Source organism: Photobacterium sanctipauli (assembly GCF_003026495.1).
Lineage (GTDB): Bacteria > Pseudomonadota > Gammaproteobacteria > Enterobacterales > Vibrionaceae > Photobacterium > Photobacterium sanctipauli.
In genome coordinates this window covers 351,785-367,842 of the sequence record NZ_PYMA01000003.1, presented here as the reverse complement: position 1 = coordinate 367,842, position 16,058 = coordinate 351,785, and the positions used below count along the sequence as shown (strand labels likewise).

Here is a 16,058-nt window from a genome sequence, read left to right as displayed (position 1 = left end):
ATTAATGAATTTTAAGTTTACAGGCTGGTTCAGGATTATATATTTAATGTATTTATAGCTTTTAATATATCAGGTAGATAAGTGAAAATTATTACTATTAAAGCTGCATTCAGAAGTGTCTTTATTATGTCGAGAATTAACTTTGGTCTTAAAAGCTTAGTCTCCAGCATGATTTTTTCAGCTTCTAGTGCTTCTTTTTCATTTACCGGTTTACCGCAGCAAGTGCAGTTATATTGAATCTTACTCATGTATGTTTCGTTCTTTAGTTTGATAGTTATAAACTCATAGAGTTATATTTTAATAAATTTAATTTATCGAGCATAGATTGGTGCTGTTGCAAGTGCTTATCTATGAGCATTAATAAGTAATTAGCAATGTAAATATATTGGTGATTTAAACTTATCATTTTGAATCATTTATCTTTTGTTTAAAATACGTTGAACTTATATCAAGATCACAATTATCAAACATGCTCATGTAGTTGCTATTCAATCAGGTGAGTTAAGTCTTTAAGATGGCTTGGGTATATGTGTACTCATTGAATAGGACAGGATTGCCATGAAAAACTCGTTTGATCACGCGTTGCCAAATGCAGAAGGTTATTTTGGTGAATACGGTGGGAGCTTTATTCCTGAAGAGCTACAAAAGGTGATGGCGCAAATTACGGCTGCTTATGAAGAGTGCCGTCAAGACCCGGCTTTTAAGGAAGAGTTAGCTAGGCTCTATAAGCACTTTGTTGGTCGCCCAAGCCCGATTTTTCATGCCGATAACCTGTCGGAGAAATACGGTACACCTATCTATCTTAAACGCGAAGATCTTAACCATACCGGCGCGCATAAAATTAACCACTGCCTTGGCGAGGCACTGGTTGCCAAGAAAATGGGCAAGAAGAAGCTGATTGCTGAAACCGGCGCGGGCCAGCACGGGGTAGCGCTAGCGACCGCTGCGGCTTTGGTGGGATTGGAGTGTGATATCTATATGGGTGAAGTGGATATTGCCAAGGAGCACCCAAACGTAGTGCGCATGCGCATTCTTGGTGCGAATGTGATCCCTGCCACCCATGGCCGTAAAACCCTCAAAGAAGCCGTTGATGCTGCATTTGAAGCCTACCTGAAAGATCCGGTGAACCAGTTATATGCAATCGGCTCGGTTGTTGGCCCGCACCCATTCCCGATGATGGTACGTGATTTCCAATCGATTATCGGTAATGAAGCCCGGGTGCAATTTAAGGAAATGACTGGAAATTTGCCAAATAACCTGGTGGCTTGCGTGGGTGGCGGCTCGAATGCCATGGGCTTGTTCACCGCATTTTTGGATGACCAAGACGTTGCTATCCACGGTGTGGAACCCGCTGGGCGTTCATTGGCCGAAGTGGGTGAGCATGCCGCAACGCTGACCTTGGGCGAGCCGGGCGTGATGCATGGATTTAAGTCTTACATGCTAAAAGATGGTCAAGGTGAACCGCAGGAAGTGTATTCTGTTGCGAGTGGCTTGGACTACCCGTCGGTTGGCCCTCAGCATAGCTATTTGAAGGATCTCGGGCGGGTAAGCTACGGTACTGCCGATGATCAAGAAGCCATTGATGCCTTCTTCGAGCTATCACGTCTGGAAGGTATCATTCCAGCTATCGAATCTGCCCATGCCTTGGCTTATGCATTGAAATTGGCGAAGCAGGGTGAGAAGGGTTCGATACTGATTAACCTTTCGGGTCGAGGCGATAAGGATATCGACTTTGTGGTCGAGAACTACGGCAAGGAATACGGCATCGAGTCGTTGATCTAAAGCTATTTAAACGAAAGCCAGTGAGTGCGGCACTCACTGGCTTTTTTCTTAGTTCAATAGCTCAATCACGAGCTTATTGTTTTTAATTACGAGGTTAGGCTCTGCTGATTTTATCAAGGCTTCCTGTACCTTGGAGCTATCCAGTTTGTAGACCGGTTGTTGGGATAGGGCATAGCCAATCATGGAGACGGCAGGCTTTAGCAGTTTTTTGACTTCAGGCGGAAGCTGTTGCTTGCCGTCGCTAAAGTTTTCCAAGCGAAGTGACTTTAGATAGACCTCACCACTTTCTTTGTCGTACTCAGGGATGGCACTGAACTCGACATCCAAGTCCAACCCCATATTTTGCATGGACAGCATTTGCACCTGAGCATTGGTGCTGGCGAAAACTGAAACGCGATCAGCGTCAGCCCGACCTATTTTGACTTCGAGATCGTCAACGGCGACTTGGGCGTACATGACATTTTCGACGCCAACCGACTGCTCTAAGCTGACGGAGTCTTGTAAGTATTTGGTCATGTCTTGTTCTGTGATGCTGTAGCTGGCACAGCCGCCAAGCACAAGGGCTGCTGCAGCCAGAATAAATTGCTTAGTAGTATTTCTTATCATTCAAATCGACTCTATTTCGAGTTCTTAATTAATGTACATTGTACATAATTTAGCAGTAATACCAAAAATGCATGTGTGGCGAATAATTTATTTGTCCTGCTAATTGGTTATAAAAGCTGTATCAAAATTAAGATAACCCAAAGTTACCCAGTCTCACGCCTGCGACCTTGGCTATCCTCTAGTTACTGTCACCAAACGGCAGTGATCTAGCAATCAAGTCGTCACTAAAGTCAGTTAGTTTGGTGATGATACGGCAGTAATGGTTAGCGACTTGAGAGATGTGTGAATTATGGCAGCGATGGTGTACCCGTTAGATAGCCGAGCGGAACAAGAGCAAGCGATCAGTGATGAGCAGCTACAGCGGGCGATTGCAGCGAAGCTGACTGGCCAATTGAAAGACAAAGAGGTTGCGGCAAGCACCGCAGCTTTTTTAATGACGCATATATTAACTTGGCAGAACCGGACCCTCCCGCTTGCCTGTGCGGATAGTATATTGGCCTTTGCATTTGGTAACCGTATCGAGCCGAACGGCAACCAGCTGCCTGGCCCTATGAATGAAGATTTGGCTGATGTAGCCGTTGAATTGTTCCAACAGACCAATAAGCCGGTGTATGCCCAATGGGAAGTCGCTCAGGCAGTTGGGGATCGTATTCCTAGCCATCATCTTTTTGCCATCTACCCGCGGCTAACGGCCAAGGGTACCATTGACTACTTATGTACCAAGGGCGTGGCAGAGCGTGCGATTGAGCTGGCTGGTGGTGTCAGTGGGATGGGAAAAACACTGGTCGTGGCATTCTACGAACACAGTTTACGCACTATCGATACCGCGAAAGGTGTGGGGATTGATGCCTATGCACCAGAAGGTGTTGAGATGCCAAACCGCTTCGATGCTGAATCAGGCCAGCAATGGACGCAAGATCACCTCACTTACGTCATGCATGAAATTCGCACCCGGGCTACCAATGAACGCGAAAGGCTGATTGCCAAGCGAAACAACTTGGTCGATTAGTTGGTTTTAATTCGAATACAAAAGCCACTGTTTGAGAATATCAAGCAGTGGCTTTTGTTTTTAATGGCTTGTCAGGCCGGGTTTATCGAATCTAGGCTTATAGGGTTTTAAGCTCGGCAATGATTGGGTCTTGTTCGCTATTCATCACGCTAGGGCTCACACCGTAGTGGCGGGCTGTAATGGTAAAGTCATTGCCCTTGGTATCTATATTGTTCTTGGCTGTTTTGCCGCAGTTAAATGACGCCGTGATACTGCCGTCGGCATTCTTGTCCCATGAGTGCGAGTTGATATTACGTACCCCTTCGATGAGGTATTTATCCGCGTCATAGGCAGTAATCGAGGTGAAGAACTTATTGTGCGGGTCTTCAAATGTTGTCGAATAACAGACGTTTGCCTTCATGATTGAGCTGTTGGCATACATGTTCCCGACAAACGCTTCAGGGCTTGCGCCTCCCCAACCCGCCGCATTTTCTAGGTTCCACTGATGTAGGTCCGTGACGTCTTCGCTATGGCGCGGGAAGGTATAGGTAAACTTATCCATTTGGTTCACTTCTTTCGTGTAGGCGTTTACCCAGTTTTCGACTTCATTATAGTCATAGGGTTGAATTTGATAGTCGGTCGCAAAATTCAAACTAGCCGTATCCACTTGATCTAGGGCTGCTGTTGCATCATCGATGCCATTTTCTGTACCTGAGCGGTACATAACAAAGGCATAGTCAGATTCTACAGGTAGGCTGTATTCGCCATCTTCAACAACATAATGCTCGCCATGACCCTGCTCATTAATGACTTGAACGGCCAGGTAATTGCCTGTCTTAGGGATGGAAAAATGAACATAGCCATTCACCGCTTTCACGATGGCTACACCGTATAGGGTGTCATCGTTCATTTGCACTGTTGGTGCCGCCTTGCCCCTTGGCGGCAGTTCAGAGGCTTTGACAAATTGGTGGGTAGCACCTTTGCTCATCCAGTTACGGAAGTTACGTGCCGTTTCTGCATGAGAAAAGTTTTCTTCTGTTACTCTGATAATCTTAGGAGGCTGAGCCAGAACGATAGAGCCAGCCATCATAGAACCTGCAACCAGTGCTAATACGGTTAGTTTTACTGCTTTCATAAGACCTCTCTTAGGTAGCCCTTTCCTTGGCAGCTTAGGCAACTAAGAAAATCCGTTTTCTATGAACTTACAGTGAATGATGAATTTAATCCGCCGCTTAACGACTTGTACCAACCTCGAGATAACTCTCTCTATCAAAGTCACTTGCTAGCGAACTGGTAACCATAATACGGGCCATAGCTAATAACTTGAAATCATAAGATCTGATAACAGATATGCACCAAACGCATTTCACTTGCCGGAATGACGAAGGGGCTGTTGAGGGGAATAGATTAGGGGAGGTGGTTTGCAGCTAATGATTGAATACATTGTTGCCGATAGTGGTCAGGATGATTTGCTTTAACCAGTTGTGAGCGGCGCTGGTCGTGGTTCTCTTATGTTCTATAAGGTAGAGGTTAACGTGAAGCTCAGGTTTGTTGCCAAGAGAAAATATTGGAACAAGCTTATCCTCGATGTCCATCAAGTTGGTGAGCTTATCGGATGAAACCATTATTGTGTCGGTGTGTTGCATCAGTTCAACAAGCGTCAGCAACTGACCGCTCTTAAAAAACACGTCTCGTTCAATGCCCAGCTGCGAAAGGTGATTATCAACCGGGTTGTCCAAACCAAAGGGGGAGCGAATATCCAAGCTCATATCGACAAAACGGTATTTTAGGCAATCTTCCAATGTGACTTGGTGGGCTGTGGCAAGTGGGTGGTGCTTGGCAACGTAGAAGACAGGGTAAGTACTGCCCATTTTTTCATAGGGGAACTCCATGCCATTGTCTGGCGTATGGATATGAATAGAGAAGTCGACATCGCGCGAAAGAAGCTGCTGAATGGGGTTTTTAGCCACCGGGAATTCAACCAAGCTTGCTTTTGGGGCTTGTTTGGCGAGCTCGAACGCCAGTGGGGCCGTGATAAGTCCACTCATTAGTGGTGGTAGCGAGATGACGAATGTTTGATCGCATGTATTGGGTGAAAAAGCCGTTTGAGCAATGAGGCCTTGGGTATTGCGAAGCAGCTCCTCAAGCGGGGCTTGTAGGTCTAGGGCTTTTTGTGTGGGAACTAAGCCATTAGATTCACGGTAAAAGAGAGGGTCATCAAACAGTTCTCTCAAGCGGCCTAGAGTGCGGCTCATTGCTGGCTGGGATAAATAGAGCACTTGTGCAGCCCTTGTGACGTTACGTTCTTTAATCAAAACGCTTAAAGACACGAGTAAGTTGAGGTCAAGCCGTGAGAGTTGCTGTTCTAGCGTTACCATACTATATGCCAATCCATTATTAATATTATGTTTTGTATTGAAAACATAGGTATAAAAATCCACCATTGGCAACTCTTATGTTTTTTAATCGCAATTTAAGCTTGGCAATATTGTCAGTAAGCCAATTGCTGTTATTGTGGTGCCAAGTTTGAATGATTGGGTGGGGAGCAATATGAAGTGGACAAAAGAAGGGCAGGAGCCAGACTATCGTTTTACCTTGGCGAATGAGCGCACCTTCTTGGCCTGGATCCGCACCGCGTTGGCATTCTTAGCGGCGGCGATTGCCTTGGATCAACTTACACCTGAATTTGCCAACCCCCAATTACGGCTCGTGTTGTCTGTCACTTTGGCGAGTGTATCGGCCTATTTATCGATTCTGGCTTATCGCCGTTGGCGTCGTAACGAAATGGCGATGCGCAGTAGCGAGCCGCTGCCTTACACCCGTCACCTAAAATGGGTCAGCATTGTTATGATGGGGCTGGTAGCCGTCATCATGATATTGATCCTGCAGCTGTTCTAAAAAGGGTGGGGGGGACGGTGGCACAAGAAAATAGCCAATCACTAAGAGAAAGGGATGTAGGCCTTCAGCCTGAGCGAACCTTGCTATCGTGGTCGAGAACCGTTCTGCTGTTATTTCTCCACGCTTTGGTCTTGGTTAAAGTTGGCTGGACCAAAGGTGTGCCGGCGCTGTTGCTGGTGGCTGGCGCCGTGTCAATTGCCTCCTTTGCCCTGCTTGCCCTCATCGAGTTACGTCGTATTGATTACCGCTTTACCCTCCCGCTATTAAATTTGCGTAGTGTCGGTATGAATCTGTTCTTTTCGGTAGCGGTTGCCGCTTCTGCTGGCTGTTATATTGTCGCTTTGCTTTTGCGTGGTGGGTAAATTGGATGTGGATTTAATCCTGTCTCGTAAGCCGATTTACGCTTTTCCCCTTCTTGTATTCATTTACGCAATGTATTAACCACTTGATAGCTGTGCTTAAATAACTGTGAAATAGATACTTTTTTAGTCGTTATTTCAGGTTTTATGCTGAAAACTAGCTGTACATCAAAGAATATTCCCTTGTCTATTTACGTAAAATTTACGAAAATAGAAGGGTATATTGCATTGGGGGAGAAAATGAGCGTAATGGATCCTGTAGAGATACCAAAAGCCACCATTAAAGAAGCGGCTGAAAGAGCGGGTGTCTCTATCGCTTCGGTGAGTCGTGCTTTAAATAATAAGCCGGGTATCAGCGAAAAAACACGTAAAAGAATTCTAGACATCTGTGCCGAGCTAAATTACGTGCCTAACACGTCAGCAAGGGAGCTGACAGGTGGGCACAGTAATACCATCGCCATTTCGATGGGACCGCATGACTTTGTCGCTTCACGTTACCTTGGCATGCTTTGGCCTGCGCTGTCGGCAGAAATACGTAAACGAGGGCAAAATTTACTGCCCGTTGAGCAAGACACTGATATCAGTAAGGTCAGTGGTGCGATCCTCATTGGTGTCGAAGATAACGATCCCCGGGCTGAGTACTTGAAAGAAATGGAAATTCCCTTTGTTTCAATTGGTTGCGGGGATAATATCTTTTGGGTAGCACCGGATGACTTCAATGGTGCAAGGTTGGCTACCGAGCACTTGCTAGAGCGAGGCTGTCGCCAGGTCGCTTTTGTTACGCCAACGGTTTACGGTGGCGGTTACCAGTTCAGGTATCAAGGCTATATGTCTGCGATGGCAAGTAAAGGCCTACCTGTCAGGGAGTTGCGCACAACCAGTGAACCACTTGGTGAAATTGCGGCGTACCGTTACTTCCTGAATATGGAAAAACCGTTACTCGAAGCGTTTGATGGCTTTGTCTGTGAGTGTGATGAAACTGCAATTGGGCTGATTGCGGCGTTAAAAGACCGTGGTTATCAGGTACCGGGCGACTTCTCGGTCGTGGGTTACGATGGTTTACCAGGTGTTTCCAAGGATTTGACCACGATTATACAAGACCCTCACGATATAGCTGAAAAGGTTTCTGAGCTGTTGGAAGCTGCGATGGCAGGTGAATTGCCGCGTGGTGCGATGATCCCCGTTACCCTAAAGCAAGGAAAAAGCTCTTAATTTCTTTGTTTTCCTTCCCAATCTTGACAAAGGCGTGACTAGTGTCACGCTTTTTTTATGTCTGTCGAATACTAACGCTTAACCTTTACGGTTTTGTGATCTTGATAACGTAAACGCTTACGTTATGATCGTAAACTCAACTCAGATTTTACGGGTTAGGAAGATTGTGAGGATAACAATGAAAAGAAGTGCATTAGCGTTATCTCTGGTGATAGCAGGTGTTGCACCTACCGTTCAAGCAGTGACGGAAGTAAAGATTGCTGGGTGGGGTGGTAACGATGTGGTTGCCATGAATAAGTTGGTTAATGACGTTCTGACCGAAGACTTCGAAGCGGCTGGGATCAAAATAAACTACATGCCGGTCGAAAGTGATTTTAGCCAGTTTCTTATTAACGGTCTTTCTGCTGGTACTGCACCTGATGCTTTTTATATCGACGTACTTATGGTCGATGCGTTGGTCAACTCAGGTAAGGTAGCAGCAAACACACCGGCACTTTCGGCTGCTGAAAAAGCGATGCTCCCAAACTTGAATAACGCATTTACCATTGACGGTAAGCAATACGGTGTTGCTAAAGATTTCAATACGTTAGCTGTTCAATTCAACAAAGATATCTTTGACGATGCAGGTGTCGATTACCCTTCAAACCAAGACTCATGGAAAGACTTGCTGACTAAACTTAAAGGGGTAAAAGCGGAGCTGGGTGATGAAGTGGCCGGCATTTGTGTTATGCCGGATTACGCCCGTTTCGCGCCATTTGCGCTATCGACTGGCTGGCAGCCATTTAACGAAAACGGTGAAACCGTACTGGACGACGACTTCCGCCGTGCCTTTGAATTCTACACCTCTTTGAAAGCGGAAGGCGTGGGTATCTTGGCATCGGATATCGGTCAAAGTTGGGGAGGCGGTTGCTTAGGTACGGAAGAAACGGCCATTGCCATTGAGGGCAACTGGATCAGCGGTTACTTACGCGATAAGGCGCCAAACATGCAATACGGCACTTCGTTGATGCCGATTGATAGCGAAACGGGCAAGCGTGGCAACCTTCTATTCACCGTCGCTTGGGGCATTAATGCCGACGGCGCGAATGTTGAAGCGACCCGCAAGGCCGTTGAGATCCTTACTAGCCAAAAAGCACAAAGCTGGGTGCTTGACTCAGGCTTAGCCCTACCAAGCCGTGCTGAGCTTGCAGAGTCTGAATATTTCGAGCAAGACAACCAAGAAAATCAGTTGGCTAAAACTGTTTTTGAAGGTGCATCAAGTGGTTACGTAATGCCATTTGCGTTTGGCCAACACGGTTCAAGCTGGATGCAGCCAATCAATGAAGCGCTAAATGCAGTATTGCTTGAGCAGATGACAGCTGAAGAAGCTATCAAGATGGCTCAGGCGAAATACGATGCCATGACTGGCAAGTAAGCGAGGTTTTACCATGAACTCCCTGCGTTTTCGCGAGCAGGTATATGGGTGGCTCCTGGCTGGGCCATTCGTATTAACCTTGGTCGTTTTCTTCCTGTATGCCTTGATTCGTACCGTTTACTTTAGTTTTACGGAATACGATCTGTTTTCCGAGGCGGTATGGGTAGGATTTTCAAACTTTGTTGCTCTGTTTAAAGACGACCTGTTCTTGTTGGCTCTGGGTAACACCATTGCCTTCTCTACCATCGTCACTGTAATTCAAACTGTGCTGGCCTTGGGGTTGGCAATTTTGGTGAACGCCAAAATACGCGGTAAGGCTTTTTTCCGTACGGCTTTTTACCTTCCAAGTATTTTGTCGAGTGCCGCTGTTACGTTGATTTTTATTTGGTTCTACCAGAAAAACGGCTATCTAAACGGGTTTTTGACCTCGGTGGCGGCGAACTCGCCGTACCTGACATGTTATGTGATTACGGCCGTGATTTGTCAATTGGTGCTGGTATGGCGCGATCGTTTACGTGGTTTACCTGCGAGCTGGTTTGATCCTGCTTGGGCCATTCTATCTTGCTTGTTGGCCGGTGTAGCCACTGTAATCGCCAGCATGATGGGTTGGGTAGAGGCCGCTGGCCATGTTGTTGAGGTGAACTGGCTGAATACCCGTGAAGAAGTTGGCCCGATGCCGCTGACGTTGTGGGCAATTGTTATCCAGAACATCTACACCACGATCCCAACCTTTATGTTGCTGTTTCTCGCTGGTCTGCAGGGGATCCCTGAAGAGCTTTACGAGGCAACACGCATCGACGGTGCGAATAAGTGGCAACAGCACTGGCATATCACGATCCCACAGTTGGCGCCGGTTACCTTCGTGGTGATCACCTTCGGCATCATCGGCACCTTGCAGATGTTTGACCAGGTCGCCTTGCTTGGCTCGGCTGCGCCATTGGAATCTCGAATTACATTGGCTTACTACGTTTACCACAATGCCTTCCCACCGGGTGGCTCACCACAAATCGGTATGGCAAGCGCAGCTTCGTTGGTGCTGGCGTTTATTACCTTGGTCGTGGTGTACATACAGAAGATTTTTGGTGTGAAGGAGAAAGCAAATGTCTGATTTGTCACTCGCAAAACCGGCTGAAACACCTGCGGTTAGCATGGATCAAATCAGCAAGTTCCACGTTCGTCGTCGTTGGGCCAAAGTGGCTTGGGTATACGGTGCATTGATTATGATTGCCACCGTGATGTTGGGTACCTTCGTGGTGGCCTTCATGGCAAGCCTGAAAGATGACCCGCTAGAGCAGCCGTTTAAGTTTAACTTTGCTCAGGTGCAGCCTGCTAACTGGAGTGCTGCATACCAGCTGGGTAATACGGGCAATGATGCCCCATGGTTTGGTGGCTTTGCGCCGGGCTCGGAAATTACCTTCGAGGTCACTTACGCGGTGGAAGCAGGCAGCGAGTTGGCGGTGCCGGTAATCGAAGTACCGCGTCGACGTGCCGGTACGGGTATGGCTGCGGCTATCCAGACAGATTTTGCAGCTGACTACGCTGTGTTGTCTGAGCCAAAGCAGGTATCGACAGCCGCTGACGTTACCTTTGTCGAGAAGCGAGGCCGCCGCGAGCTTACCAAGCAAGGCCATAGTGCGACATGGCAGTTTACAATTCGTTATGACGGCGATGGTCCGGTGGTTGATACCTTGCCATTGAACATCACCGCGCCGCGAGGCCAGGTGCTGGTGGATAGCACCTTGTCGCCAAACCGCTTTGAGCGCCGTGGCCGTGTTGCGGCGTGGGATAACCTGACGCCGGGCGTGATTGGCTATGTGTTCAAGAGCTACGTCCGTGTTTATACCGAATCTGTCAGCTTAGATACCGGCAAGAGCCTATTTATGAGCTGGACACTGAACTCATTCTTCATCGCGTTCGGTAAGGTGCTGCTTACTCTGTTCTTTGCCTGTACCGCAGGCTATGCCTTGGCACGCTTGAAGTTTACCGGTGCCCGCTTTGTGTTTGCTTTCATGCTGCTGAGCATGATGGTGCCGGGGCAGGTGACGTTTATCTCAAACTATCTGATTTATCGAGATATTGGATTGTTGAATACCCCTTGGGCGGTGATTACGGCCATCGTGGCATCTGGACAAGTACTGATCATGAAGCAGTTCTTTGAAAGTGTGCCGCGTGAGTTGGAAGAAGCAGCCATCGTTGATGGTGCCAATCCCGCCACTATTTTATTCAGAATTTTCATGCCATTGGCGAAGCCGGCAATCATGTCGGTCACCATCTTGGGTTTCCAAGGGGCATGGAACGATTTCTTCTGGCCGCTGGTGGTTATCAACAGCCCGACGGACGCCTATACGCTTCCTGTTGGTTTGTTGAGCCTTCGTAACGCTTACGGTGTTGCGGGCGACTGGAACCTGATCTTGGCCGGGGCCTTCCTGTCCACGATCCCTGTACTGATAGTTTTCATTATTTTCCAACGTTACTTCGTCGGTAACGATATTTCTTCCGCTGTTAAAGGTTAATTAGGAATTTTTAAGATGTTTATGAACTACAACGCTGGTCAAGGCGAACTGAAAAACTGGATCGTTGAGGAAACCGCGTTTGACTCAGCATTCCAAGGCAAATGTGAAGTAGTAATGAGCCAAGGTAATGGCTACATGGGTGCCCGTAGTGCAACGGAAGAAAAATACGTTGGTCAGGTACGTAACCTTTTTGTCGCTGGTACTTTCAACAAGTTTGATGCTGATGAAGTGACCGAGCTACCTAATGCGGCTGACATGAGTGCTATCGAAATCTTTATCGATGGCCGTCGCTTCCACCTTGAAAGCGGTGAAGTGGCGAACTACTCACGTCGCTTGAACGTGAAAAACGGCGAACTGATCCGTGAGTTCACTTGGACCAACAGCGAAGGCAAGAGCTTCGAGATGCGCTTCCGCCGCTTTTTCTCGCAAGCAAACCTTCACCTAATGGCGTTTGACGTACAAGTTAAAGCCGTTAACAGCGATGCGAAAATTGAAATCCGCTCTGGTGTGGACGCCCAGTTGTCCAACTCTGGTGCCCAGCACTTCCACGAAGGCGAGAAGCGTATCTACGACAAGCGCTTTGTTGAGTTACTACAGCACACTACTGAAAGCAACGTAGACTTCGTTTTCCTGACGTCTCACCGTTACTTTGCTAACGGCCAAGAAGTAGAAATCGATCCGGGCCTACAGATGGATCGCCGTAAAGTATGGCTGAACATCCACCATGAGCTAAAAGCAGGTGAAAGCTTCGGCATCGAGAAAGTGGGTGTGGTACACACTTCACGTGACAAGCAGTTTGACGTTGAAGGCTATGAGTTACAGGCACTACGTGACCACGCGCTGACTAACCTGAAAGCGAACGCTGACCGTAGCTTTGACGAATTGCTAGCTGACAGTGCGGCAGAGTGGGACAAGCGCTGGGCTGGCATGAACATCACAATTGGTGGCTCTGACTTTGATCAGCTCGCTATCCGTTTTGCTCAATACCAGCTCAACATCTTTACCCCAATGCACGATTCGCGTTTCGGTATCGGTGCGAAAGGTTTGTCGGGCGAAGGCTACAAGGGCCACTCGTTCTGGGATACGGAAGTATTTATGCTGCCGTTCTTCATCTACACCATGCCGGAAGTTGCCCGCAGCTTGCTTGAGTACCGCTACAAAACGCTAGATGGTGCACGTAAGAAAGCACGCGACAATGGTTACATCGGTGCTCAGTTCCCTTGGGAATCTGCACTAACGGGTGAAGAAGTGACACCTGTATGGGGCGCTGTAGATATCATCACAGGTAAATCTACCAAGATCTGGTCTGGCTTTATTGAGCAGCACATTACTTGTGATATCACTTATGCCCTATGGCAGTACTACCAAATCACAGGCGATCAGGCGTTCATGGACGACATGGGCTACGAGATCATGTTTGATACTGCCACTTTCTGGACTAGCCGCCTTGAGTGGTTGGAAGACCGTAACATGTGGGGCATTTGTAACGTTATTGGCCCAGATGAGTACAAAGAGCACATCGATAACAATGCCTTCACTAACTACATGGTGGTGGAAAACATTAAGCTGGCGATCCGCTACTTTGAGGATCTTGAGCAGTCGAACCCGGCGCTACTGGCGAAACTGTCTGACAAGCTGAACCTGATTGAAGCTCGCAAGCTATGGCTTGAGCGCGTAGACAGCATTTACCTACCTCAACCACGTGAGGAAGATAAGGTTATCCCTCAGGATGATACTTACCTGCAGAAAGAAATCATCGACCTGACCAAGTACAAAGAGCAGCCGTTCGTTGGTGGTCTGTTCCAAGACTACAACCTTGAACAGGTAAACAATATCCAGGTGTCGAAGCAGGCTGACATCATGGTGCTATTCCTACAGCAGGAAGATAAGTTCGACCTTGAAACCAAGCTCGCGAACTGGAACTACTACGAACCGAAGACCCTGCACGATTCGTCTTTGAGCCTATCAACGCACTCGGTTCTGGCATCAGATGTTGGCAACCCAGAGCTGTCTTACGACCTGTTCCAGCAGGCTGCGAGCATTGATATCGGCCAGAATATGAAGAGCTCTGATCACGGTATCCACGCCGCGTCTATCGGTGGTATGTGGCAGTGTGTGGTTTATGGCTTCGGTGGTGTACGTATGCTTGGCGGCAACCTACGCATTAACCCGAACCTCCCAAAGCAGTGGGATAGCTTGAACTTCCCTATTTACTGGAAAGGTGAACGTCTGGAAGTCACGCTAGACCAAGAAACTGTGCATATTGCCCGCCCTGAATTCACAGGCCAGGCGCTAGAAATCGAAGTGGCAGGAGAGCCGCGCATCATCGAATCAACAGAGGTAACGCTCAATGTGTAAGGCATTTATCTTCGACCTAGACGGTGTGATCACCGATACCGCTGAGCTGCATTACCAAGCTTGGCAACGTATGGCTGACGAGGAAGGTTACTACTTCGACCGTGAAATTAACGAGCAGCTACGTGGTGTTTCTCGCCGTGCTTCATTGGACATCATCCTTGATGGCCGCGAAATCAGCGAAGAGAAAATTGCTGACCTAATGGAACGTAAGAACAATTACTACGTTGAGCTATTGAGTACGATCACAGCCAAAGACGTGCTACCGGGCATTGAACAATTCCTACTGGAATTAAATGCACGTGGCATCAAGGTGGCGTTGGCATCAGCCAGTAAGAACGCTCGTCCTATCTTACACCGTCTGGGCCTAACACCGTTGTTTGATGCAATCGGCGATGGCTGGTCGGTAAACCGCTCAAAGCCTGCACCGGATGTCTTTATCCACGCAGCTGGCCAAGTGGGTGTCAATGCTGACGAGTGCATTGTTGTTGAAGATGCAGAAGCTGGTGTTGATGCAGCCAAAGAGGCCGGTATGAAGGTTGTTGGCATCGGTCCAAAAGAGCGTGTTGGTCATGCTGATTGGGTCTGCGAAGACACCAGTAAGCTGATTGTGTCGCAAATTTTGGCGTAAACGTAGGGATTTAGAGGTAAAAAATGGCGCGTTTAGAACTTAAGAACATCAATAAAATCTATCCTGATGGCGCACACATCATCAAGGATGCCAACCTAGTAATCGAAGATGGCGAGTTTACCGTCTTTGTCGGCCCATCCGGCTGCGGTAAATCGACCATGCTTCGAATGGTGGCGGGTCTTGAGGAGATCTCATCAGGTGAGATGCTGCTCGACGGTGAGGTGGTGAACACGCTTTCTCCGACCGATCGCGGCATTGGTATGGTGTTCCAGTCCTACGCGCTATACCCGCACATGACGGTGTACGAGAACATTGCGTTTGGCTTGAAGCTAGCGAAAAAGCCAAAGGAGAAAATCGAGCAGGCAGTCAACAATGTCGCTGAGATGCTCGAATTAACCTCGTTGCTTAACCAGCGCCCGAGCCAGCTTTCGGGTGGCCAGCGACAGCGCGTAGCCATTGGCCGAGCCATTGTCCGCGATCCTAAGCTGTTCCTCTTGGATGAGCCACTGTCAAACCTAGATGCCGCGCTACGTGTTCGTATGCGCCTGCAACTGGCGGATTACCACAAAAAGCTTAAGTCTACCGTTATTTACGTTACCCACGATCAGATTGAGGCCATGACGTTGGCCGATAAGATTGTGGTGCTGAAAGGCGGTGTCGTCGAGCAAGTGGGCTCGCCTCTGGATCTTTACTACTTCCCGCAAACCATGTTTGTTGCCGGTTTTATTGGTTCACCGAAGATGAACCTGTTGCCAGCGACACTCAAGCAAGCCACCCCGGATTGCGCAACGGTTGAAGTGGGAGACTACACCTTCGCTGCAGAAGTAAATGCTGAATCAGCAACTGAAGGCGCACTGATGACATTGGGTATTCGTCCGGAAGACATCCACTTATCGGAAGAGGGAGTGGGTGTGCGTGTCGAGGGTATGGAGCGTTTGGGGACGGAATCTCTGCTTTATACCACCCTGTTACGCGGTGGGCAGGAAGTATTGGTGCGTGTACCGGGCACGGTGCATGTAGAGGTAGGCCAGCACCTCAATATTCATATTCCAGCTGAAAAATGTCACCTGTTCGATAGCAAGGGCAAGGCATTTACCCGCAGTTTCACGCTAGATGACTTAATCACACTGCCACCGCAACTTAAGCAGCAAGCTGCGAGCTAGTGTCACCAAGCAATAGCGTCTGAAACACAAAATAAAAAGCCCGCTTGGCGGCGGGCTATTTATCCAAAGCTTAAACAAATCGCTTTGAAGTATTTCTCAACTTGTTGGCGCAAGTTGAAAAATTTGTCTGGCCGACG

15 protein-coding genes are annotated in these 16,058 nt (G+C 48.0%); 11 read left to right on the top strand and 4 right to left on the bottom strand.

What is annotated here, in order from left to right; genetic code table 11:
- Positions 1-35 precede the first annotated feature (35 nt).
- A complete protein-coding gene (locus C9I98_RS07890) occupies positions 36-248 on the bottom strand; it encodes a hypothetical protein (RefSeq protein WP_107271823.1) in 213 nt (70 codons plus the stop codon).
- Between the two features lie 310 nt (positions 249-558).
- On the opposite strand from C9I98_RS07890, the gene trpB reads away from it, so the two are divergent.
- A complete protein-coding gene (gene trpB / locus C9I98_RS07885; RefSeq protein WP_036821952.1) occupies positions 559-1,782 on the top strand; it encodes a tryptophan synthase subunit beta in 1,224 nt (407 codons plus the stop codon).
- A 48-nt stretch (positions 1,783-1,830) separates the two neighbouring features.
- On the opposite strand, the gene C9I98_RS07880 is transcribed toward trpB, so the two are convergent.
- Complete coding sequence (locus C9I98_RS07880; RefSeq protein WP_036821949.1) at positions 1,831-2,388, bottom strand: YceB family lipoprotein; 558 nt, start codon at positions 2,386-2,388, stop codon at positions 1,831-1,833.
- 289 nt (positions 2,389-2,677) lie between these two features.
- Between C9I98_RS07880 and C9I98_RS07875 the strand changes: the two genes are divergently transcribed.
- Entirely contained in the window at positions 2,678-3,397 is a 720-nt protein-coding gene (locus C9I98_RS07875; protein WP_051902171.1) for a hypothetical protein, read from the top strand.
- A 97-nt stretch (positions 3,398-3,494) separates the two neighbouring features.
- Here C9I98_RS07875 and C9I98_RS07870 read toward each other — a convergent pair whose 3' ends face one another.
- Together C9I98_RS07870 and C9I98_RS07865 are read right to left on the bottom strand one after the other, a co-directional pair.
- Entirely contained in the window at positions 3,495-4,511 is a 1,017-nt protein-coding gene (locus tag C9I98_RS07870) for a DUF1214 domain-containing protein (protein WP_036821947.1), read from the bottom strand.
- A 292-nt stretch (positions 4,512-4,803) separates the two neighbouring features.
- Entirely contained in the window at positions 4,804-5,754 is a 951-nt protein-coding gene (locus C9I98_RS07865) for a LysR family transcriptional regulator (RefSeq protein WP_107271855.1), read from the bottom strand.
- Positions 5,755-5,926: 172 nt separating this feature from the next.
- Between C9I98_RS07865 and C9I98_RS07860 the strand changes: the two genes are divergently transcribed.
- The 9 genes from C9I98_RS07860 to C9I98_RS07820 all read left to right on the top strand — a co-directional run bounded on the left by C9I98_RS07860 (position 5,927) and on the right by C9I98_RS07820 (position 15,921).
- Positions 5,927-6,274, top strand: a complete 348-nt coding sequence (locus tag C9I98_RS07860) for a YidH family protein (RefSeq protein WP_107271822.1) — start codon at positions 5,927-5,929, stop codon at positions 6,272-6,274.
- A gap of 17 nt (positions 6,275-6,291) precedes the next feature.
- Positions 6,292-6,636, top strand: a complete 345-nt coding sequence (locus tag C9I98_RS07855) for a DUF202 domain-containing protein (protein WP_211318310.1) — start codon at positions 6,292-6,294, stop codon at positions 6,634-6,636.
- Positions 6,637-6,873: 237 nt separating this feature from the next.
- Positions 6,874-7,845, top strand: a complete 972-nt coding sequence (locus tag C9I98_RS07850; protein ID WP_107271820.1) for a LacI family DNA-binding transcriptional regulator — start codon at positions 6,874-6,876, stop codon at positions 7,843-7,845.
- A 178-nt stretch (positions 7,846-8,023) separates the two neighbouring features.
- Complete coding sequence (locus tag C9I98_RS07845; RefSeq protein WP_036825408.1) at positions 8,024-9,259, top strand: type 2 periplasmic-binding domain-containing protein; 1,236 nt, start codon at positions 8,024-8,026, stop codon at positions 9,257-9,259.
- Positions 9,260-9,272: 13 nt separating this feature from the next.
- Complete coding sequence (locus C9I98_RS07840; RefSeq protein ID WP_036825410.1) at positions 9,273-10,367, top strand: carbohydrate ABC transporter permease; 1,095 nt, start codon at positions 9,273-9,275, stop codon at positions 10,365-10,367.
- Positions 10,360-11,772 carry a carbohydrate ABC transporter permease gene (locus C9I98_RS07835; RefSeq protein ID WP_107271819.1) on the top strand — a complete coding sequence of 471 codons (1,413 nt, stop codon included), beginning with the start codon at positions 10,360-10,362 and terminating at the stop codon, positions 11,770-11,772. The genes C9I98_RS07840 and C9I98_RS07835 overlap by 8 nt, the downstream gene beginning before the upstream one ends.
- A 15-nt stretch (positions 11,773-11,787) precedes the next feature.
- On the top strand, positions 11,788-14,130 hold the full coding sequence (locus C9I98_RS07830) for a glycoside hydrolase family 65 protein (protein ID WP_036821903.1): 2,343 nt from the start codon (positions 11,788-11,790) through the stop codon (positions 14,128-14,130).
- Positions 14,123-14,758 (top strand): beta-phosphoglucomutase, encoded by a 636-nt coding sequence (gene pgmB, locus C9I98_RS07825; RefSeq protein ID WP_036821905.1) that lies wholly within the window; start codon positions 14,123-14,125, stop codon positions 14,756-14,758. The genes C9I98_RS07830 and pgmB overlap by 8 nt, the downstream gene beginning before the upstream one ends.
- 23 nt (positions 14,759-14,781) lie before the next feature.
- A complete protein-coding gene (locus C9I98_RS07820; protein ID WP_036821907.1) occupies positions 14,782-15,921 on the top strand; it encodes an ABC transporter ATP-binding protein in 1,140 nt (379 codons plus the stop codon).
- The last annotated feature ends 137 nt before the right edge of the window (positions 15,922-16,058 follow it).